Here is a 20,611-nt window from a genome sequence, read left to right on the forward strand (position 1 = left end):
GCAGGCACTTTTCAGACAAGCCCTAGGGGCTGGCGACCAGGCTAACGGGAGCCCAGAGAGAGGCGGCGACAGTGGCCACGGTGGGGCCGGCGAGCGAAGCGCTTGCCGGCTTTGCAGGGGCGGCGGCGCCTGCGGGTTCCCCAAGGGAGAAGATCGATGACAGTACCCCTGGTCCAGGGAAGGAAAGGCCTCGGCGCGGCGTTGTGTGGGCTTCTGGCCTCGCTGTCGCTGGCGGCCCAGGCGCAGGATTTCGCCTCGCCGGAGGTCGACGCGATGATGGATCGGCTCGAGCGCCAGGGCGTCTCGCGCCAGTGGCTGGAGCGCGCCATGGCCAGGGCAGAGTTCCAGCCGTCGGTGCTCGAGGCCATGAGCGGTGCCGCCGAGCATCACCTGACCTGGGAGCGCTATCGTGGCATCTTCCTCGGTGAAGAGCGCATCAACGAGGGCGCGGCATTCATCGAGGCCCATCGTGACGCCTTCGATCGCGCTGAAGCGCGTTATGGTGTGCCGCCAGAGGTGATCGCCGCGATTATCGGCGTCGAGACCCGCTACGGGCGTATCACCGGTGATCATCGGGTGCTCGATTCGCTGTCCACACTGGCCTTTCATCATCCCCGGCGCGGTGAGTTCTTCGAGGGGGAGCTCGAGGCCTTTCTCGACATTGCCTACCAGCAGAACGTCGATCCCGGAGCCTTGAAGGGCTCCTACGCCGGTGCCATGGGCTATCCCCAGTTCATTCCCACCAGCTATCAGGCCTACGCGGTCGACTTCAACGACGACGGCCAGCGCAACCTGTGGACCGATCCGGTGGATGCCATCGGCAGCGTGGCCAACTATTTCGCCGAGCACCGCTGGCAGGCGGGTGGCACCCTGTACTGGGAGGCCGAAGGCCCCAGCTCGGTGCCATCCTCGATTCGCTTCAACCGCACCGATCCGCCCTATGCCCGTGTTGCCGAACTGGAAGCCCAGGGCATCCAGCCGGTGGAGCCGCTGCCGGGGGATGCCAAGGTGGTGCCGCTGGCTTTGGACATGGAAGACGGCAGCACCCACTACCGCCTGGGTGGGGGCAACTTCTACGTGATCACCCGCTACAACCATAGCCACCTCTACGCCATGGCGGTCACGGAACTGTCGGAGGCCATCGCCGAGGTGCGCTCGCTGGGAAAGCCCCAGTGGTGGCATGCCCTGGACACGGAGGTGAGTTCATGACCCTGCGCGCGCCCTTGTTGCCGACCCTGTCGCTGCTGGTGGCCCTGACCGGTTGTGCCGGCGGTGGCGGGACCGCCCCGGAGACCACTCAGGACGCGGCCACGACGCCTCAGGATTCGCGGGCGACGGCGGGTGGGCGCTATGCCATGAGCGGCGACGCCTATCCCGAGACGCCGCCGGACGTCAGTCAGGTGCCGGACGCGGTGCCGCGCGACGAGCCACGCTCACGCGCCGGCAACCGCTCGACCTATGAGGTGTGGGGCAAGACCTACCATGTGCTGGATGACCCGAGTGGCTATCAGCGCGAGGGTACCGCTTCCTGGTACGGTCAGAAGTTCCACGGCTACGCGACCTCCAACGGCGAGATCTATGACATGTACAAGATGACGGCGGCGCACAAGTCGCTGCCGTTGCCGACCTTCGCCCGGGTGACCAACCTGGACAACGGGCGGTCGGTGATCGTGCGAGTCAACGATCGTGGTCCCTTCCACGACGACCGCGAGATCGATCTGTCCTACGCAGCGGCCGCACGTCTCGATATTCTCGACCATGGCACGGGCCGGGTGCGGGTCAGCGTGATCGATCCCGATCAGTGGCAGGCCAGTCGCGGCGCGGGTGCGTCGAGCGACTCGGCCAGCGGGGGTGTGCTCGCCGCGCCAGCCAGCGCTGCGGCCAGTACTGGGACCAGAACTACAGCCAGTACCACAGCCAGTACCACAGCCCGTGCTGAAGCCAATGCGGCGCCCAGCACGCCGTCCGCCGCGTCGCCGGCAGCAGGCCAGAGCGCCCCGCAGGCGCCCGCGGCCGGGACTCCCGGCATCTATATTCAAGTGGCAGCCCTGGGGTCGGCGGACAGCGCCCAAGACCTCAAGGCGGATCTTGAGACGCGGCTGAATCAGCAGGTGCGTGTGGCCAGCGCCGCCGGTCTGCACAAGGTGCAGGTCGGGCCGCTGGCGAGCCGTGGGCAGGCGGAGCCGGTCCGCGAACGCTTGCGCCAGGCGGGATTCGCGCAGACCTTTGTCGTCGATGCTCGCTAGGTATCGACGAAGTACAGCCGACGCCTCGCTGATCGTCCGGTCGGTCGATGCCGGCGGTTCCAGTGAGGCCGGCTGTTGGAAGCATTGTGCGGTGGCCCTGATCACCGCTTTCCCTGATTGTTGTAACGAGACATTTCACCATGATCGCTAAGTCATCCTTTACTCGCCGCTGGTTGCCCGTGGCCTTTGTATGTGCGGCCCTGGTGGCACCCCTGACGAGTGCTCAGCAGCCCGACTCGCCGACACCGGACGTGCCGGAGCCCCAGGTCATGATCCCGGCACCGCCTCAGCTGGCGGCCAAGTCTTGGATCCTGATCGACGCCAACAGCGGAAGAGTCCTGGCCGAGCACAATTCTGACCAGCGCCTGCCGCCGGCCAGCCTGACCAAGCTGATGACGGCGTACCTGGTCGAACGTGAGCTTGATCGGGGCAACATCCAGCCCGACGACATGGTGCCGATCAGCGAGAAGGCCTGGCGTACCGGCGGCTCGAAGATGTTTGTCGAGGTCGGTACTCGTGTCTCCGTCGAGGAACTGCTCCACGGTATCGTCATCGTCTCCGGCAACGACGCCAGCGTCGCCATGTCCGAGTATCTGGCCGGCGGCGAGGACCCCTTTGCCGACCTGATGAACCAGCACGCCACCCAGCTGGGCATGGAGAACACCCACTACGAGAACGCCACCGGGCTGCCGTCGGAGAATCACTACTCCTCGGCTAGGGACCTGATGCGTCTGGCCAGGCACATCATTCTGGACTACCCGGAACACTACGCCATCTACAGCCAGAAGCACTTCACCTACAACGGCATCGAACAGGCCAACCGCAACCGTCTGTTGTGGCGCGACCCCAGCGTCGACGGCCTCAAGACCGGCTGGACCGAAGAGGCCGGCTACTGCCTGGTGTCCTCGGGCCAGCGTGATGACATGCGCTTGATCTCGGTGGTGATGGGGACCAGCTCCGAAGAAGCCCGCGCCCAGGAAACCCAGAAGCTTTTGAGCTATGGCTTCCGCTACTACGAGACGCTGAAACTGTATGACCGTGGCGCCGTACTCAATACGCCGCGGGTGTGGGAAGGCAGCACCAACGAGCTCAAGGTGGGCGTCGACAATGGCGTCTACATGACCGTGCCGCGCAACCGCAATGACGAGCTCACCGCGCGCCTGGACATCGACAGTGGCTTGACCGCACCCATCGCCGCCGGCCAGCGGGTCGGCACCATGGAGGTGCGCCTCGGGGACGAGGTGGTCGGCGAGCGTGACCTGGTGGCGCTGGAAGCGGTAGAGCAGGGTGGGCTGTTCAAGCGCATGATCGACAAGGTCCAGCGCTTCTTCAGCGACCTGGTCGGCGGCTGGTTCGACTGATCGTCCCTGTGGTGCGGCCCTGGCGTCAATGCGCGCCCTGTGGTCGCCGTGACGCCGGCCGAGGTGAGCCGCCTCGGCCGGCGTCCTTGGTCGTGATGCCAAGGTTGAGTAGAATACTCGGGTATCCATTGTAAGGGGCATCGGATGAACGACAGGACCTTTCGCGATCTGCGCACCCAGGCAGGGCCGGATCCGGCGGATGTCACCATCACCTTTCCCTGCGACTATCCGATCAAGGTGGTCGGAGATGCTGCCGAGGACTTCGCCGCCACCGTCAGCCAGATCGTGCATCGCCATGATCCTACCTTCGAGGGCAGCAGCCTCGAGGTGGTCGACAGTCGCAACGGGCGCTTCCAGTCGGTGCGGTTGACCATGCGCGCCACCGGTGAAGCCCAGCTCAAGGCGCTGTTCGACGAACTCAAGGCCACAGGCCGCGTGCACATGGTGGTGTGATGGAGGCGATCGACGTCTATCATCTGGGGCTCAAGCCCTATCGGCCAGTGTGGCAGGCGATGCGCGAACTGACCGACACCCGAGATGGCGATACGCCTGACCAGATCTGGGTGGTCCAGCACCCGCCGGTGTTCACCCAGGGCCAGGCAGGCAAGCCCGAGCACCTGTTGATGCCGGGCGAGATTCCGGTGGTGGAGACCGATCGCGGCGGGCAGGTGACCTACCACGGCCCGGGTCAGCTTGTGCTGTACCCGCTGATCGATGTCAAGCGTGCCAGACTGGGGGTCCGAGACCTCGTCAGTGCGCTGGAAGACAGCGTGGTCGATGCCCTGGGCGAGCATGGCATCGAGGCAAGCGCCCGGCCTGACGCGCCTGGCGTGTACGTCGGTGAACGCAAGATTGCCTCGTTGGGGTTGAGGATTCGACGGGGTGCCAGTTTTCATGGCATCGCGGTCAATCTCGAGGTCGATCTCACGCCATTTTCGTTTATCAACCCATGTGGCTACGCTGGACTCGAGATGACCCGGCTGGCCGATCTGGTCTCTTCGAGGCTGGACATGGAAGCCGAAGCGCGTCGGCTATTGCGCACGCTGGCGACGCGACTGGGACAACGCGAACTGATCGAGCGCCCCGGCTTGCCGGGAGTGCTCGACGCCCACAATTTTGACTGATCGCACAGGGCACGCCGAAGGCCGTCACAGCAACGTGTCTCCCGAGCGATCCTCACAGGACAGTGAAATGACAGACAGTTCCGCCATCCAGGCGGCGGCCGCCGCCGCCAAGGCCAAGAAGAACGCCCGCAGCGAAAGGGGAGTGAAGCTTCGCGGCGCCGACAAGGTGGCGCGGATCCCGGTCAAGGTGATCCCCACGGAGGAGATTCCGCGCAAGCCGGACTGGCTCAGGGTACGCATGCCGGTGTCCAAGGAAGTCACCCGTATCAAGGAGACCCTGCGACGTCATGGCCTGCACACCGTCTGCGAGGAAGCCTCATGCCCCAACCTGGGCGAGTGCTTCAACGGCGGTACCGCCACCTTCATGATCATGGGCGATATCTGTACCCGCCGCTGCCCGTTCTGTGATGTGGCTCACGGGCGTCCCAACGCCCTGAACGAGCGCGAGCCGCGCGAACTGGCCGAGGCCATCGCCGAGATGCGCCTGAACTATGTGGTGGTGACCTCCGTCGACCGTGACGATCTGCGTGACGGCGGTGCCCAGCACTTCGTCGACTGCATCCGCGAGATTCGTCGTGATAGCCCGAGCATCGAGATCGAGGTACTGGTGCCGGACTTTCGTGGTCGCATGGAGGTGGCGCTGGACATCCTCGAGACCACGCCGCCCGACGTCTTCAACCACAACCTGGAGACGGTGCCGAGTCTGTATCGCAAGGTGCGGCCGGGGGCCGACTATCAGTGGTCGCTGGACCTGCTCAAGGGCTACAAGGTCCGCCGTCCCGAAGTGATGACCAAGTCTGGCTTGATGCTGGGTGTCGGCGAGACCGACGAGCAGGTCATCGAGGTGATGCGCGACCTGCGTGCCCACGACGTGGATATGCTGACCCTGGGGCAGTACATGCAGCCGTCTCGCAATCACCTGCCGGTGGATCGCTGGGTGCCGCCGTCCACGTTCGACTGGTTCGCCGAGCAGGGGCGCGCCATGGGCTTCACCCACGTGGCTTCCGGCCCGTTGGTGCGCTCGTCCTACCATGCCGATCAGCAGGCACACGGTATCGAAGTGAAGTAGAGCGAAAGCGGTATTTCAGCTACCCACAACGCCCGGCATTGCCGGGCGTTGTGTTTTTGAGCGTACCCGCTCTACAGTGAATCTCCTACACGATGTGCAGCTCCGAAAGGAGGGGGCTTCGCAGTACCTGCATTATTGCGCTATATTGCACTGCAACAAGTGCGCAGACGCAAGGATCGCCTGCTGCGCATCACGCAACCCTGGGAGCCTATATGAATGCGTTGATGCCAAGCGCCACCGCGCCCCTGTTCGCGCTGGCGGAACCCTTTGCTCCACTGTTCGACCCCTTCGGCTTCGGCCGTGCCGCGGCCGACTACTGGCGTGACAGCGTCGAGCGCAGCATCCTCTACTGGGATGTCATGCGCCAGCGCGGCAACGAATACCTCGAACATATCGAGAAGACCCGCCCCACCGTACTTGGCTTCGATACCGACATCGTGATGGAAGGCGAGACCCTGCCTCGCCCCGTCAACTATGAGCTTTTGCGCGTGCACCCGCCCGAGGGTGTAGAGACCGATGAACTGGCACGCCCCTTCGTGGTGGTCGACCCGCGCGCCGGGCATGGCCCGGGTATCGGTGGCTTCAAGCCCGACAGCGAGATCGGTATCGCACTGCGCGCCGGCCATCCCTGCTACTTCATCGCCTTCATGCCCTATCCCGTCCCGGGGCAGCGGGTCGAGGACGTGGTTGAAGCCGAGGTCACCTTCCTGCGCCACGTCGCGGAGCTGCATCCCGATAGCGAAAAACCGATGGTCGTGGGCAACTGTCAGGCGGGCTGGCAGATCATGATGGCGGCAGCGCTCGAGCCCGAGCTGTTCGGACCGATCCTGATCGCCGGTGCACCGCTGTCCTACTGGGCCGGGGAGCGCGGCAAGGCGCCGATGCGCTATACCGGCGGCATGACCGGCGGCAGCTGGGCCACCCATATGCTCTCGGACATGGGCGATGGCCTGTTCGACGGGGCCTGGCTGGTGCAGAACTTCGAACGCCTCAATCCGGCCAACACCTGGTGGGACAAGCAGTACAACCTGTACGCCCATGTCGATACCGAAGCCGATCGCTATCTTCAGTTCGAGCGCTGGTGGGGCGGCCATGTGGTGCTGGGTGGAGAAGAGATCCAGTACATCGTCGACAACCTGTTTGTCGGCAATCGCCTGTCCACGGCCCAGCTTGTGACGTCCGACGGGCGCCGTATCGATCTTCGCAACGTGCGCTCCCCGGTGGTGGTGTTCTGCTCACAAGGTGATGACATCACGCCGCCGCCTCAGGCGCTTGGCTGGGTGCGTGATCTCTACGACGGCGTCGACGACATCATCGCCAACGAGCAGACCATCGTCTACTGCGTCCATGACAAGACCGGCCACCTCGGCATCTTCGTTTCCGGCAGCGTCTCGCGCAAGGAACACGCCGAGTTCACCGCCAACATGGACTACATCGACGTGCTGCCGCCGGGGCTCTACGAGACCACCGTGTCCAAGGCCAGCGAGCGGCCCGACGCCGAATTGATCGAGCGGGACTACCTGCTGGAGTTCTCTACCCGGGACCTCGACGACCTGAATCAGGTGGTCAAGCATAGCCCCGAGGACGAGCTGCGTTTCGCCACGGTGGCCAGGGTCTCGGAGATCAATCTGGGGCTCTATCGTCAGTTCCTGCAACCCTGGATTCGTGCCGTGTCGACACCCGAGTCGGCTCGCTGGATGCGCAAGATGCACCCCAATCGCATGGGCTATCGCCTGCTGTCCGATCGTAATCCGATGATGTCGTCGTTGCCGGTGATGGCGGAGTCGGTGCGCAAGCATCGTCATGAACTCGGTGATGACAACATCTTCCGAGTGTATGAGGACATCGGGTCGAGCCTGATCTCGCGGAGTCTGGATGCCTGGCGGGTACTGCGCGATCGCGCCCTCGAGAAGGCCTTCCTTGACCTCTACGGTCAGCCGCTGTTGCAGTCGCTGGTGGGGCTGAAAGGCGCCGTGGAGGGTGAGCGTCAGGTGCCTGGCTCCGAGCCGGAGCGTCGTCGCTTTATCCAGCGTCGCCAGCAGGAAGTGCGCGAGCAGGTGGCGCAAGGCGGCGCCCACGAGGCCGTGATGCGCTCGGTGATCTTCGTGCTGGGTGGTGCTCCTGCTACCGATGGCCGCAATTTCCGCCGCCTGCAGGCGTCGCGCAGCGAGCTTGAGCCGGAGCTGCGGCTGGAAGACTTCAAGCATCTGATGCGCGATCAGTTCTTTATCCTGAAGCAGGATCGTGAGGCTGCGCTGGAGGCCATTCCCGAGCTGCTCAAGGGGCTCGATGCCAGGACGATCGACGGCCATATCGAGCATATCGAGCATGTACTGGCGGCCAGCGGTGAGCTCAGCGAGCACGCCGCCGCTCGTTTCGAGCGTATCAAGGCGCTGTTTGGCAAGGCCCGTCCGGCAACGCGTCGTACGGCCCGCCGCAGTGGTGGTGGGGCCAGTGGGGCCAGTGGTAACAGCAGCGCCAAGACGTCGCCGGCTAGCGGCACGTCAGCCAAGCGCGGCACTCGTCAATCTGCAAGCGAAGCTTCCCGCGTCGAAGGGCAGGCCCAGGCCGCGCCCAAGGCCGACGCCGAGCCTGCTGATGCGCCTGCGGCAAAGGCCCAGGCGAGGACCGAGGCGAAGCCGGCTGCCGAAGCGAAGCCTGAAACTAAACCTGAGGCGAAGCCCGAGCCCAAGCCTGCGGTTGACGCTAAAACCGAGGCCAAGCCCGAGACCAAGCCCGAGTCCAAGCCGGCGGCTGAAACTAAACCTGAGGCCAAGCCCGAGACCAAGTCCGAGGCCAAACCGGCGGCTGACGCTAAAACTGAGGCCAATCCTGAGGCCAAGCCTGAGGTCGAGACCAAGCCTGTGGCTGAGGCCGAGCCCAAGGCTGCCCAGGCCGCCACGCCAGCCTCTCGCGAGGGAGGCAATGACGCCGAGAAGGCGCCTGCAGCGACCCGTCGGCGCAGCACTGGATCGCCCCGAGGGCAGCGGCGCAAGCGCTAGTCAAGCGCCTGACCGCCTTCGATGATCGAGTGTGAGACATCGACCATTCCGCTTGCCCCTGCTTCGTGCAGGGGCAAGTCGGTTCTGAGGGGCGGCTTGTCGGCCGTCGAGGTAAGGGCTAGTCTCTTGGCGATGTCAGGTGGACGCCAGGGCGTCAGTCGTGGGGAAACGGCTGGGCATGCGTCTAGCCTGCCTGGGGCTCGAACCGATGTGACTGGCGCGACGTTCGGCGCTGGGTTAGGGTAAGCGCATTTTTCCCGTCCACCATCGGCGGGAGTGGCACATACTGGCGTTCGCCAAGGAGCGCGGCGCCCTGACTACTGTGGAGTACTATGGGCAAGTCTCTGGTCATCGTCGAGTCGCCCGCCAAGGCGAAGACGATCAACAAGTACCTCGGCAACGAGTTCATCGTGAAGTCGAGCGTGGGTCACATCCGTGATCTTCCGACCAGCGGCTCTGGCAAGGCGGCTTCCGATCCCAAGGAGCGGGCTCGCCAGGCGGCCGCGACGCGCAAGATGTCGGCTGAGGAAAAGGCGGTCTACAAGCAGCAGAAGGCGCATAGCCAGCTGATACGACGCATGGGTATCGACCCTGACCATGGCTGGCAGGCCAACTACGAGATCCTGCCGGGCAAGGAAAAGGTCGTGGCCGAGCTCAAGAAGCTGGCGGAGAAAGCCGACACCGTCTATCTCGCGACCGATCTGGACCGCGAAGGGGAAGCCATCGCCTGGCACCTTCGCGAGACCATCGGTGGGGACGAGCAACGCTATCGCCGGGTGGTGTTCAACGAGATCACCAAGAATGCCATCCAGGAAGCCTTCACCGACCCCGGTCAGCTGAACATGCCCAGGGTCGAGGCCCAGCAGGCTCGCCGCTTCCTCGATCGTGTAGTGGGCTTCATGCTGTCGCCGCTGCTGTGGGCCAAGGTAGCCCGCGGGCTCTCGGCCGGTCGTGTCCAGTCGGTGGCCATGCGCCTGATCAGCGAGCGCGAAAGCGAGATTCGCGCCTTCGTGCCCGAGGAATTCTGGGACGTTCATGCCGATCTGGTGACGCCGGACGGCGAGGCCATCCGTTTCGAGCTGGTACGTCAGGATGGCAAGACGTTCAGGCCCACCAGCGAGAGTGAGACCCTCGAGCGCATCGCTGCGCTGCGCAAGGCCAGTCTTGCGATCACCTCGCGGGAAGACAAGCCGACCCGGTCCAAGCCCAACGCCCCCTTCATCACCTCGACGCTGCAGCAGGCCGCCAGTGGCCGGCTGGGGTTCTCGGTGAAGAAGACCATGACCCTGGCCCAGCGGCTCTACGAGGCGGGCTACATCACCTATATGCGTACCGACTCGACCAACCTGTCCCGCGAGGCGGTGGAGAGCGTGCGTGACTATATCGGTGAGGAGTTCGGCGATCGCTACCTGCCCGAAGCCCCTAACCGCTATTCCAGCAAGGAAGGCGCCCAGGAGGCTCACGAAGCCATCCGGCCGTCCGAGGTGTCCCGTCGCTCGACCGACCTGGCAGGCATGGAGCGGGATGCCGAGCGCTTGTACGAACTGATCTGGCGGCAGTTTGTCGCCTGCCAGATGACCCCGGCGGAATACCTGTCGTCGACCCTGAGCGTGGTGGTGGACGGCTACGAGCTCAAGGCCAAGGGCCGGGTGCTCAAGTTCGATGGCTACACCCGGGTGATGACCCCCATGGGGCGCAAGGAGGAGGATCAGGCGCTGCCGGATCTGGGCGAGGGCACCCCGATGCACCTCGACGCGCTGGACCCCAGGCAGCACTTCACCAAGCCGCCGGCCCGTTACACCGAAGCCAGCCTGGTCAAGGAGCTGGAGAAGCGCGGCATCGGTCGCCCCTCGACCTACGCCGCCATCATCTCCACCATCCAGGATCGCGGTTACGTCAAGCTCGAGAACCGGCGGTTCTACGCCGAGAAGCTGGGCGACATCGTCACCGAGCGACTCAAGGAGTCGTTCCCCGACCTGATGGACTACTCCTTCACCGCGCGCATGGAGGATAGCCTCGACGAGATCGCCGAGGGCGAGCGTAGCTGGCGTGAGCTGCTCGACGCCTTCTATCAGGAGTTTCGCGGGGAGCTGGCCAAGGCCGAGAGCGACGAGGGGATGCGGCCCAATCAGCCGGTACCCACCGATATCGACTGCCCCACCTGCGGGCGCAAGATGCAGATTCGTACCGCCTCGACCGGTGTCTTCCTCGGCTGCAGCGGCTACAACCTGCCGCCCAAGGAGCGCTGCAAGACCACCATCGACCTGCTGCCGGGTGAAGAAGCCGTCGCCGCCGATGCCGGCGAAGAAGCCGAGACCGATGCCCTGCGTGCCAAGGAACGCTGTCCGGTGTGTTCCACGGCCATGGACAGCTACCTGATCGATGAAGGGCGCAAGCTGCATATCTGCGGTAACAGCCCCGACTGTGACGGCTACAAGATCGAACAGGGCAAGTTCCGCATCAAGGGCTACGACGGCCCGGTCATCGAGTGTGACAAGTGCGGCTCCGAGATGCAGCTCAAGTCCGGGCGTTTCGGCAAGTACTTCGGCTGCACCAGTGACAGCTGCAAGAATACCCGCAAGCTGTTGCGCAACGGTGAAGTGGCACCGCCCAAGATGGATCCGATTCCCATGCCGGAACTGGCCTGCCAGAAGGTGGAAGACCACTACGTGCTGCGCGATGGCGCCAGCGGGCTGTTCCTGGCCGCCAGCAAGTTCCCGAAGAACCGGGAGACCCGTCCGCCTCTGGTCAAGGAACTGAAGCCTCACGCCGCCGAGCTGCCGGAGAAGTACCACTACCTGCTCGATGCGCCGGACCAGGACCCGGATGGGCGCCCGGCTCAGATTCGTTTCTCGCGCAAGCTCAAGGAGCAGTTCGTGATGACCGACGGCGACAATGGCAAGGCCAGTGGCTGGAAGGCGAGCTGGGACGGTAACAAGTGGGTGGTGGAGGACAAGCGCAAGTGACACCGCGGGCCCGCACCAATCAGTTGTTGTATCAGGCGCAGTTGCTGCTGGACGTGGCGCCGGGTGATGACGAGCACCAGGGCGCCAGAAAGAGGGCCAGCGAGGAGGGCGCCCTGGCGTTGTTCGAGCTGGCGATCGACGCCCTGCTGCGCGACGTCTGCGAGCACGCTCATCTGGCGGAACATGACTGGCGAAGCCTGTTGCTGGGTGATGACCCACCCGCCGTGGCCGAGGTTCATCGGCTACGTGAGCTGGCCCGCGACGGCAGCAGTTGGCTATACCGTGTCATCGGTCATCTCGAGGCGCTGCATGGCGATGAAGGTGCGAGTCGACCTCGCTCGCCGGCATTGTCCGGGGTAATTGCCGTGGACCGGCAGGCGGATCTGGGGCAGGAATTGCAGCATTGCCTCGAGGCGGCCAAGGTCGAGATCGCCGCCTTACGCCAGACCAGTGAGGAATGGTAAAGGCAGAGTGTCGTCGGCCGGCGACGCTTCTGTGCGCCGTCGTTTGATAGCTGCGACAGAGCTCGTTTGCCTGCCGTGAAATCGGCCAGGTTCCGCGTGAAGTTCCGCAGAATCGGGATTACACTGCGTCACAGATGTTTTCGTTTATTCACAGTGAGTTTATCCATGTTCGCCCAGAGTCAACGTCGCCGTTTCATCCAAATGATACTTGGTGCCATGCTGCTACTCCCTCTGGGTGTCAGTGCCAGCATGGACATGGTGGAGGACCAGCTTCGCCGTGCCATTGTCCCGGACTCCTCCAGCGAGATCTGGGTCCTGATCGATAACCAGGAGTCTCGCCTGACGGTGTATCGCGGGGGGGTGGAGCTGGCTCGATACTCACCGATTTCGGTCGGTAGAGGGGGCGCCAAGTCCCAGCGGGTCATGGGCGACAAGACCACGCCAAGAGGCGAGTTCCACGTCAATCGCTTCAACTTCGACAGCAAGTTCGACATCTTCATCGGCCTGGACTATCCGACGCCCACCCACGCCAGGATGGCGCTGGAGACGGGGCTGTACAGTCAGCAGGATTACGACGACTATTTCGACTACTATCGCCGGCATCGTAGCCCGCCCCAGCAGACGATCCTGGGCGGTTATATCGGCATACACGGAGTCGGCGATGGAGACATGGACATCCATCGCAACTTTGACTGGACCAACGGATGTGTCGCCGTGACCAATCATGAAATTCGGGAACTTTCCGGCTTGATTGATGTTGGCACTCGCGTCGTCATCCGCTAGTCTTTAGGGGCGCAAGGGACGTTCAAGACTATGGACAAGCGCCGTTGTGTATTATAAAACAGCGTTTGACTCCTGTGCTTAGCAGCACAAGTCGCTGCAAGAAAGGCCTGCCTTTGCAGGAAGCCTGATGGATACATACCCTGATCGGGTATGTTACTGTCACCAACGCAGTACCAAGGAAGACTCAAGGAGAACACCATGACTCTGAAGACTACCCTGAAGCTGACCGCCGCCGCCGCTTCTCTGGCCGTTCTGGCTGGCTGTGCTTCTTCCAGCGCTCTGGAAGAAGTCCGCATGACCGCTGAGTCCGCTCAGGCCGACGCTGCAGAAGCTCGCAGCATCGCCACTCAGGCTCAGAACACTGCCAACCAGGCACAGCGTGACGCTCAAGCGGCCCTGCAGCTGTCTCAGCAGAACCGCGAAGAGATGAACCGCATGTTCGAGCGCTCCATGCGCAAGTAATCGTTTCGCATCCCGTTCGCGGGATTGACCGACAGGACGTCAGGGTTTCATCGAAATCAGGTCGTCCAGGTCATGAAACGATAGGCTGAGGCCCCACCGAAAGGTGGGGCCTCAGTCGTTTGTGGCGTGTGATCATTGCATGACGATTGATGGTGGGCGGGAGCTGCCAGCCAATCGTCTGACCGCTGCCTGTTCCTTCATCTGACGGCTGCCTGTCTGGCCGCCTGTCCTGTCGCTTGTCTCCTGACGGCTGACTCTCCTCTGCCTGACGGCTGCCTGTCCTGTCGCTTGTCGCCTGACGGCTGCCTCTCCTCTGCCTGACGGCTGCCTCTCCTCTGCCTGACGGCTGCCTCTCCTCTGCCTGACGGCTGCCTCTCCTCTGCCTGACGGCTGCCTGTCCTGTCGCTTGTCGCCTGACGGCTGCCTCTCCTCTGCCTGACGGCTGACTGCTGCGGATGCGTCGTTTGAGCTGGATCATGGTGTCGCCACCATGCCGGCGAGGCCCCCGCTGGAAATGTTGGCGCCAAAAAAAGGCGCCCCTGTCGGGGCGCCGTGCGCGTCACGTGCTTGATGTGGTGCCTGTGGTTGCCGGTTCAGCCTTCGTGGCTGACCTGTCCCAGCAGGGCAGGCTCGTCGGCGATCAACTCGATATGGTCATAGAGGCTGCCAGGCAGCGGCTTGGGTTCTGCCGGGGTGGTGGTCTGCATGGCGACCGGAAGGCCGCTGGGCGTCTCCATGGCGCTACGCAGGCGCGCAAAGTCGACGTCGTAGTCCTTGTCCTTGACGGCGGCCTCGACCTCCTCGATAGCGGCGGTCATGTCCTCGATCGGCGCGCCTTCTTCTTCGTCGAGGTAGGGGTAGGCCTGGACATAGAGGTGCTCGTCGGACCAGCCGAGCTTCAGCGGTTCGTTGACCAGTCGGACACGGGTGCCCACCGCGACTTGATCGAACAGATTCTCGACATCGTCGGGCAGCATGCGGATGCAGCCGTGGGTGACGCGCATGCCGACGCCCTCGGGCTTGTTGGTGCCGTGGATCAGGTAGCCGGGGATGCCCAGGCGCATCTTGCGCGTGCCCATGGGGTTGTCGGGTCCGGGCGGCACCACGCCGGGCAAGGGGTCGCCGGCCTCGGCGTGTTCGCGGCGAATGGAGGCGGGGGGATACCAGGACGGATTCTTGACCATCTGGGTGATGGTGGTGGAGCCCAGCGGCGTCTTCCAGTCCATGCGGCCCACGGCGATCGGGTAGGTCTGCACCGTACGCGGCTCGCCTTCCTTGGCCGGCGGGTAGTAGTAGAGGCGCATCTCGGCCACGTTGACCACGATGCCGTTGCGCGGTGCATCGGGCAGGATGAACTGGGCCGGGATGGTCACTTCGGTACCCTCGCCGGGATACCAGATGCTGATGTCGGGGTTGGCGCGGGTGATGGCGTTGAAGCCGATGCCGTGCTCGTGTCCGATATCGATGAGGGTGTCTTCCTCGTCGGCTTCGACGGTGTAGACCTCACCGATCAGGTCGCCTTCTTCGGGCAGCAGGTAGTGGCCCCGGGGCAGGTCGTCGGCCGCCGCCAGAGGTGCCGCCAGCGCGCCCACAACGCCACACAGGGTGGCGAGGCGGACGAGTGGCCGGCGAAGTGAAGTCGAAGTCATTGCAGCAGTCTCGATAATGGGTGAAAGCCGGGGATCACCCGGCCGGAATTTGCGGTGTCCTATGTACATAGATTGCCCGCTAATGCGGCGTTGCGCCAGTCCCTTGCAAGGGATAGCTCAGGCCGCCTGAGTCTTTCGATTGAGTTGGTCCAGCAGCGCCTCGACGGCCTCGAAGCGGGTCTCCTCGACGGCCATATCGGCCTGGAAGCGCAGGGTGTCGGCGCCCTCCAGTCGATAGCGTTCCGGCGCCCCCTGGATCAGCCCCACCAGCGTCAGCGGATCCACCGCGGTCTGGCCGCCGAACAGCACGCGCCCGCGCTCGGCGCCCGCTTCCAGGCGCACGATACCGAGCCTTTCGGCACGCTGCCTGAGGCGGGTCTGGCGCAGCAGCGTCTTGACCGGGGCGGGCAGCAGCCCGAAGCGATCGATCATCTCCACACGCAGTTCCTTGAGCTCGGCCTCGTTGTCGGCGTTGGCGATGCGCTTGTACATCACCAGACGCTGCTGGACATCGGGGAGATAGTCGTCGGGAATCAGCGCCGGCAGGTTGAGGCTGATCTCGACGCCTTCCTGCAGTGGCGCCTCGATATTCGGGGTGCGACCCTCACGGATGGCCTTCACCGCCCGGTCGAGCATCTCCATATAGAGGCTGTAGCCCACCGCTTCCATCTGGCCGCTCTGTTCGTCGCCCAGCAGTTCGCCGGCGCCGCGGATTTCCATGTCGTGGCTGGCCAGGGTGAAGCCAGCGCCCAGGTCCTCGGCCTGGCCGATCGCCTCGAGGCGCTTGACCGCATCTCGGGTGATCGAGCGAGGCGGCGGCGCCAGCAGGTAGGCGTAGGCCTGGTGGTGGCTGCGGCCTACCCGGCCGCGCAGCTGGTGGAGCTGGGCCAGTCCGAACTTGTCGGCACGCTCGATGATGATGGTGTTGGCGCTGGGCACGTCGATGCCGGTCTCGATGATGGTCGAGCACACCAGCACGTTGAAGCGCTTGTGATAGAAGTCGGACATCACCCGTTCCAGCGAGCGCTCGGGCAGCTGCCCATGCGCTACCGCGACGCGGGCGTCGGGCACCAGTTCGCGGACCTTCTCAGCGGCTGTCTCGATGGTCTTGACCTCGTTGTGCAGGTAGTAGACCTGGCCGCCGCGCAGTATCTCGCGCAGGATCGCCTCCTTGATCACGGCTTCTTCGCGCTGCTGGACGAAGGTCTTCACCGACAGGCGTCTGGCCGGCGGGGTGGCGATGATCGACAGGTCGCGGATGCCGCTCATGGCCATGTTGAGGGTTCGCGGGATCGGCGTTGCGGTCATGGTCAGTACGTCGACCTCGGCACGCAGGGTCTTGAGCCTTTCCTTCTGGGACACGCCGAAGCGATGTTCTTCATCGATGATGACCAGCCCCAGCTCCGGGAAGTCGAGCTTCCGAGACAACAGCTTGTGGGTGCCGATGACGATATCGACCTTGCCTTCGCGAACGCGCTTGAGGGTGTCCGTCTGACTGCCGCTGCTGGTGAAGCGGGACAGCAGCTCGATATCCACCGCGGTATCGGCGAAGCGGTCGCGGAAGTTCTCGAAATGCTGGCGGGCGAGCAGGGTGGTCGGCACCAGCACCACCACCTGGCGCCCGGACTGTACCGCAAGAAAGGCGGCACGCATGGCGACCTCGGTCTTGCCGAAGCCGACGTCGCCGCAGACGACACGGTCCATCGGGCGCGGTGCGGTCATGTCTTGGATCACCGCCTGGATGGTGACCCGCTGATCCGGCGTCTCCTCGAACGGGAAGTTGGCGACGAAGCGAGCGTACTCTTCATCCGGGGCGGCACAGGCGAAGCCTTCCCGGGCCTCGCGGCGGGCATAGATGTCGAGCAGCTCGGCGGCGGTATCGCGGATCTTCTCGGCGGCCTTGCGCTTGGCCTTTTCCCACTGTTCCGAGCCCAGTCGATGCAGCGGTGCCAGTTCATCGTCGGCACCGGCGTAGCGGGAAATAAGGTGCAGGCTGTCCACCGGCACGTAGAGTTTGGCGCCGTCGGCGTACTCGAGGCTGACGAATTCGGCCGCCTGGCCGCCGGCTTCCAGCGTTTCCAGCCCGCGGTAGCGGCCGACGCCATGGGACTGGTGGACCACCGGGGCGCCGACCTTGAGTTCGGAAAGATGGCGTACGGCGAGTTCGTTGTCGTCGGTGGCCTTGGCCTGGCGGCGGGTCTGGCGCACGATCTCGCCGAACAGTTCCGTCTCGGTGATCACACTGACCGCGGGGGAGCCGAGCGACAGGCCGCTGGAGAGCTGCCCCTCGGCGATGGCCAGGCGAGAGCTGCCGGCGAGGAAGTCGGAAAATCCGTCCGCGGCGTCCAGTGCACCGGTAGCGGGGGCCAGGGTCTCCTCCAGCGCTTCCCGACGCCCCCGGGACTCGGCCACGAACAGCACCCGCCGCTCTGCGTGCTCGTTCAGAAAGCCTCTGAGCGCCGCCAGCGGATCCTTTGCCCTGGCATTGATCGCCACCTGGGGGGCGTCGCTGGCATCCGAGGGATGGGCGTGGGGATGCTCGCTGTCTGCCGTCAGCTCGACCCTGGGGTGGGTCTTGATCAGCCCGAACAGTTCCGCTTCCGGGATGAAGGCACGGTGGGGCGGCAGCAGGGGGCGGGTCGGATCGACGCCGAGATTTTCGTAGCGGCTGGTGATCGCCTGCCAGTGGTGCTCGGCGGCTTCGCGGCAGCCGGACATCAGGGCGACGCGGGTGTCCGCGGGCAGATGGTCGAACAGTGAAGCGGTGGCCTCGAAGAACAACGGCAGATACTGCTCGAGACCGGGTGAGGGGATGCCCTTCAGCGCATCGACATAAAGCGGGCACTGGCGTGGGTCGACGTCGAACAGGGTCTCGAAGCCTTCACGAAAGCAGGCGATGGCCGAGCGTGACAGCGAATACTCGTGCGCCGGCAGCAGGTCGATCCGCTCGACCTTGTCGAGGCTGCGCTGGGTGTCGGGGTCGAAGCTCCTGAGGGTGTCGATCTCGTCGTCGAACAGGTCGATGCGAAGCGGATGGTCGCTGCCCATGGGAAAGAGATCGATCAGGGCGCCACGCAGGGTGTATTCACCCGGCTCGAAGACGGTTTCTACCGCCCGGTAGCCCGCCCGTGACAGCTGTTCGCGGAAGGTCTCCCGTTGCAGGGTGGCGCCGACCTCCAAGGTTAGCACCCGTCCGGCGATATAGTCCACCGGCGGCAGACGCTGCATCAGGGTATTGATCGGTACCAGCACGATGCCGTGCACACCATCCTGCAGATGCCGGAGGGTGCGCAGCCGCGACGAGACGATGTCCTGATGGGGCGAAAAGCTGTCGTAGGGCAGCGTCTCCCAGTCGGGGAAGGGCAGTACCGGCACGTCGGCATAGAAGGCCAGTTCGTTCTCGAGCCTCAGTGCCTCGGCGGTATCCTGGGTAATCACCAGTAGTGGCGCGTCGGCAGCCAGGCGCGAAAGCGCCAGGGCGCTGGCGCTGCCGGCGGGCGTGGTGAGGTACAGGGTGTCACGGGCGCCCTGGGGATGCGGCGGATCGAGCGGCGAAAAGGTAGGCATAGAGGATGTCGTTTCGCTGGCGTTCAGAGGTCGAGCAGGCATCATACCAGCCCGATCTCGCTCATGTAGTCAAACCGCGATTTGTGTAACGGGCCTACAGGAGGTGCGACCATACAGTCATTGCCCCTTTCAAGGGGGGAGCTGATAATACGCTCGTTTCCCCATCAGACTTAGAGGTCTCTCGTGAGCCAGCAACCCGATATCGTCTTCCAGCAATGGCACGACAACCAGGCCGTGGCCGAGCAGATGATCCCGCTGATCGGCAGCCTGTATCGTCGCAATAACGTGGTCACCACCATGTTCGGACGTTCGCTGTTCAACCGCAGCGTCATCCGCATCCTCAAGGACCATCGTTTCGTCAGGAAGATCGAAGGTACCGAGTTGTCGGTGCAGGATACCTTCCCGCTGGTACAGGCGATGACCCAGCTGAATCTGGGGCCGGCTCACGTCGATGTGGGCAAGCTGGGTGTGGCATTCAAGAAGCAGGGCGGTGGCGATGCGCTGGCGTTCATGCGCGAGCAGCTGGCCGAGATTGTCGACTGTCACGATCCTGACGCCGGCAATGGCGAGCCCAAGGACGTGGTGCTCTACGGCTTCGGTCGGATCGGCCGGATCCTGGCCCGCGTGCTGATCGAGAAGGCCGGTGGCGGCAACCTGCTGCGCCTCAAGGCCATCGTGGTGCGCGGTCGTGGCGATATCGCCAAGGATCTGGAAAAGCGCGCCAGCCTGCTGCGTCGTGACAGCGTTCACGGTCCCTTCGACGGCACCATCAGCGTGTGCCCGGAGACCCGCACCCTGACCGCCAACGGCAACGTGATCCAGGTGATCTACGCCGATTCGCCGAGCGATGTGGACTACACCGCCTACGGCATCAACAACGCCGTGGTGGTCGACAACACCGGTATCTGGCGCGACGAGGCTGGCCTCGGTCAGCACCTGGAGTGCAAGGGCGTGTCCAAGGCGCTGCTGACCGCTCCGGGTAAGGGCGACCTGAAAAACATCGTCTATGGCATCAATCATGGCGACATCACCCAGGATGATCGCATCATCTCCGCGGCGTCCTGCACCACCAACGCCATCGTGCCGGTATTGAAGGTGATGAACGACGAATACGGCATCGAGCATGGCCACGTCGAGACCGTTCACTCCTACACCAACGATCAGAACCTGATCGACAACTACCACAAGGGTGACCGTCGCGGACGCAGCGCACCGCTGAACATGGTGCTGACCGAGACCGGTGCTGCCAAGGCGGTTTCCAAGGCACTGCCGGAGCTGGGTGGCAAGCTGACCGGCAACGCCATCCGCGTGCCCACGCCCAATGTGTCGATGGCGATCCTCAACCTGTCGCTCGAGCGCGAGACCGACGCCGAGTCGCTCAACGACTACCTGCGCCGCATGTCCATCGACTCGGCCTTCCAGAAACAGATCGACTTCGTCGACTCGCCGGAGGTGGTCTCCACCGACTTCGTCGGCAACCGTCACGCCGGCATCGTCGACGCCAAGGCGACCATCGCCCAGGGCCGCCACGCGGTGGTCTATGTGTGGTACGACAACGAGTTCGGCTACAGCTGCCAGGTGATTCGTATCCTGCAGCAGATCTCCAACGTGGCCTTCTGTAAGCTGCCGCGTCACGCCTAGTCCGTGCCGAGCGGGGCGAGAGTCTCGCGTTGAGGTAGCTCGAATACCCCTTGCCAACCTTGTTTGGCAAGGGGTTTTTCTGTTTGGGATGGAAGCGGTTTTGCAGAATCACGCAGTTCTGCGACGTTCGATCATGTGGTCAATCCACTGGCTTGTCTTTATAATGCTGGGGATTTTTCGGGGTGGTTCGATGTCGCCTCGGCGTGACTGGTGATGCGTGGCTTATAACAAGAATTCCTCTCATTTCCACCGAACCTCCGTCCATTATCTACGATCC

The 20,611-nt window shown here is 64.0% G+C and carries 14 protein-coding genes; 12 read left to right on the top strand and 2 right to left on the bottom strand.

Annotation, left to right across the window (positions count from 1 at the left end):
* Positions 1-156: 156 nt before the first annotated feature.
* The 11 genes from mltB to KUW00_RS18590 all read left to right on the top strand — a co-directional run bounded on the left by mltB (position 157) and on the right by KUW00_RS18590 (position 13,477).
* A complete protein-coding gene (mltB, locus tag KUW00_RS18540; protein WP_222569835.1) occupies positions 157-1,209 on the top strand; it encodes a lytic murein transglycosylase B in 1,053 nt (350 codons plus the stop codon).
* Complete coding sequence (locus tag KUW00_RS18545) at positions 1,206-2,246, top strand: septal ring lytic transglycosylase RlpA family protein (protein ID WP_222569836.1); 1,041 nt, start codon at positions 1,206-1,208, stop codon at positions 2,244-2,246. The genes mltB and KUW00_RS18545 overlap by 4 nt, the downstream gene beginning before the upstream one ends.
* A 140-nt stretch (positions 2,247-2,386) precedes the next feature.
* The gene (locus KUW00_RS18550; protein ID WP_083970391.1) at positions 2,387-3,607 is read left to right on the top strand and encodes a D-alanyl-D-alanine carboxypeptidase family protein; all 1,221 of its coding nucleotides are present in this window, start codon (positions 2,387-2,389) and stop codon (positions 3,605-3,607) included.
* A gap of 144 nt (positions 3,608-3,751) precedes the next feature.
* Entirely contained in the window at positions 3,752-4,060 is a 309-nt protein-coding gene (locus KUW00_RS18555) for a YbeD family protein (RefSeq protein ID WP_045992676.1), read from the top strand.
* Entirely contained in the window at positions 4,060-4,731 is a 672-nt protein-coding gene (gene lipB / locus KUW00_RS18560) for a lipoyl(octanoyl) transferase LipB (protein WP_045992675.1), read from the top strand. Before KUW00_RS18555 ends, lipB begins: the two co-directional genes overlap by 1 nt.
* A gap of 67 nt (positions 4,732-4,798) precedes the next feature.
* Positions 4,799-5,800 carry a lipoyl synthase gene (gene lipA, locus KUW00_RS18565; protein WP_222569837.1) on the top strand — a complete coding sequence of 334 codons (1,002 nt, stop codon included), beginning with the start codon at positions 4,799-4,801 and terminating at the stop codon, positions 5,798-5,800.
* A 212-nt stretch (positions 5,801-6,012) separates the two neighbouring features.
* Positions 6,013-8,802 (top strand): DUF3141 domain-containing protein, encoded by a 2,790-nt coding sequence (locus KUW00_RS18570; RefSeq protein ID WP_222569838.1) that lies wholly within the window; start codon positions 6,013-6,015, stop codon positions 8,800-8,802.
* A 332-nt stretch (positions 8,803-9,134) separates the two neighbouring features.
* Positions 9,135-11,768, top strand: a complete 2,634-nt coding sequence (gene topA / locus KUW00_RS18575) for a type I DNA topoisomerase (protein ID WP_045992673.1) — start codon at positions 9,135-9,137, stop codon at positions 11,766-11,768.
* Positions 11,765-12,232 carry a DUF6586 family protein gene (locus KUW00_RS18580; RefSeq protein ID WP_045992672.1) on the top strand — a complete coding sequence of 156 codons (468 nt, stop codon included), beginning with the start codon at positions 11,765-11,767 and terminating at the stop codon, positions 12,230-12,232. The genes topA and KUW00_RS18580 overlap by 4 nt, the downstream gene beginning before the upstream one ends.
* A gap of 216 nt (positions 12,233-12,448) precedes the next feature.
* The gene (locus KUW00_RS18585; RefSeq protein ID WP_231498647.1) at positions 12,449-13,015 is read left to right on the top strand and encodes a murein L,D-transpeptidase family protein; all 567 of its coding nucleotides are present in this window, start codon (positions 12,449-12,451) and stop codon (positions 13,013-13,015) included.
* Positions 13,016-13,213: 198 nt separating this feature from the next.
* Complete coding sequence (locus KUW00_RS18590) at positions 13,214-13,477, top strand: Lpp/OprI family alanine-zipper lipoprotein (RefSeq protein WP_045992670.1); 264 nt, start codon at positions 13,214-13,216, stop codon at positions 13,475-13,477.
* A 593-nt stretch (positions 13,478-14,070) separates the two neighbouring features.
* Here KUW00_RS18590 and KUW00_RS18595 read toward each other — a convergent pair.
* Together KUW00_RS18595 and mfd are read right to left on the bottom strand one after the other, a co-directional pair.
* Positions 14,071-15,126, bottom strand: a complete 1,056-nt coding sequence (locus tag KUW00_RS18595; RefSeq protein WP_108132833.1) for a L,D-transpeptidase family protein — start codon at positions 15,124-15,126, stop codon at positions 14,071-14,073.
* Between the two features lie 117 nt (positions 15,127-15,243).
* Positions 15,244-18,693, bottom strand: coding sequence for a transcription-repair coupling factor (gene mfd, locus KUW00_RS18600; protein ID WP_222569839.1), 3,450 nt, complete (start codon positions 18,691-18,693; stop codon positions 15,244-15,246).
* Positions 18,694-18,876: 183 nt separating this feature from the next.
* Here mfd and KUW00_RS18605 point away from each other — a divergent pair, with 183 nt between their 5' ends.
* On the top strand, positions 18,877-20,334 hold the full coding sequence (locus KUW00_RS18605) for a glyceraldehyde-3-phosphate dehydrogenase (RefSeq protein WP_045992667.1): 1,458 nt from the start codon (positions 18,877-18,879) through the stop codon (positions 20,332-20,334).
* The last annotated feature ends 277 nt before the right edge of the window (positions 20,335-20,611 follow it).

It is taken from the genome of Halomonas sp. DP5N14-9 (assembly GCF_019802175.1).
GTDB classification, from domain to species: domain Bacteria; phylum Pseudomonadota; class Gammaproteobacteria; order Pseudomonadales; family Halomonadaceae; genus Halomonas; species Halomonas litopenaei.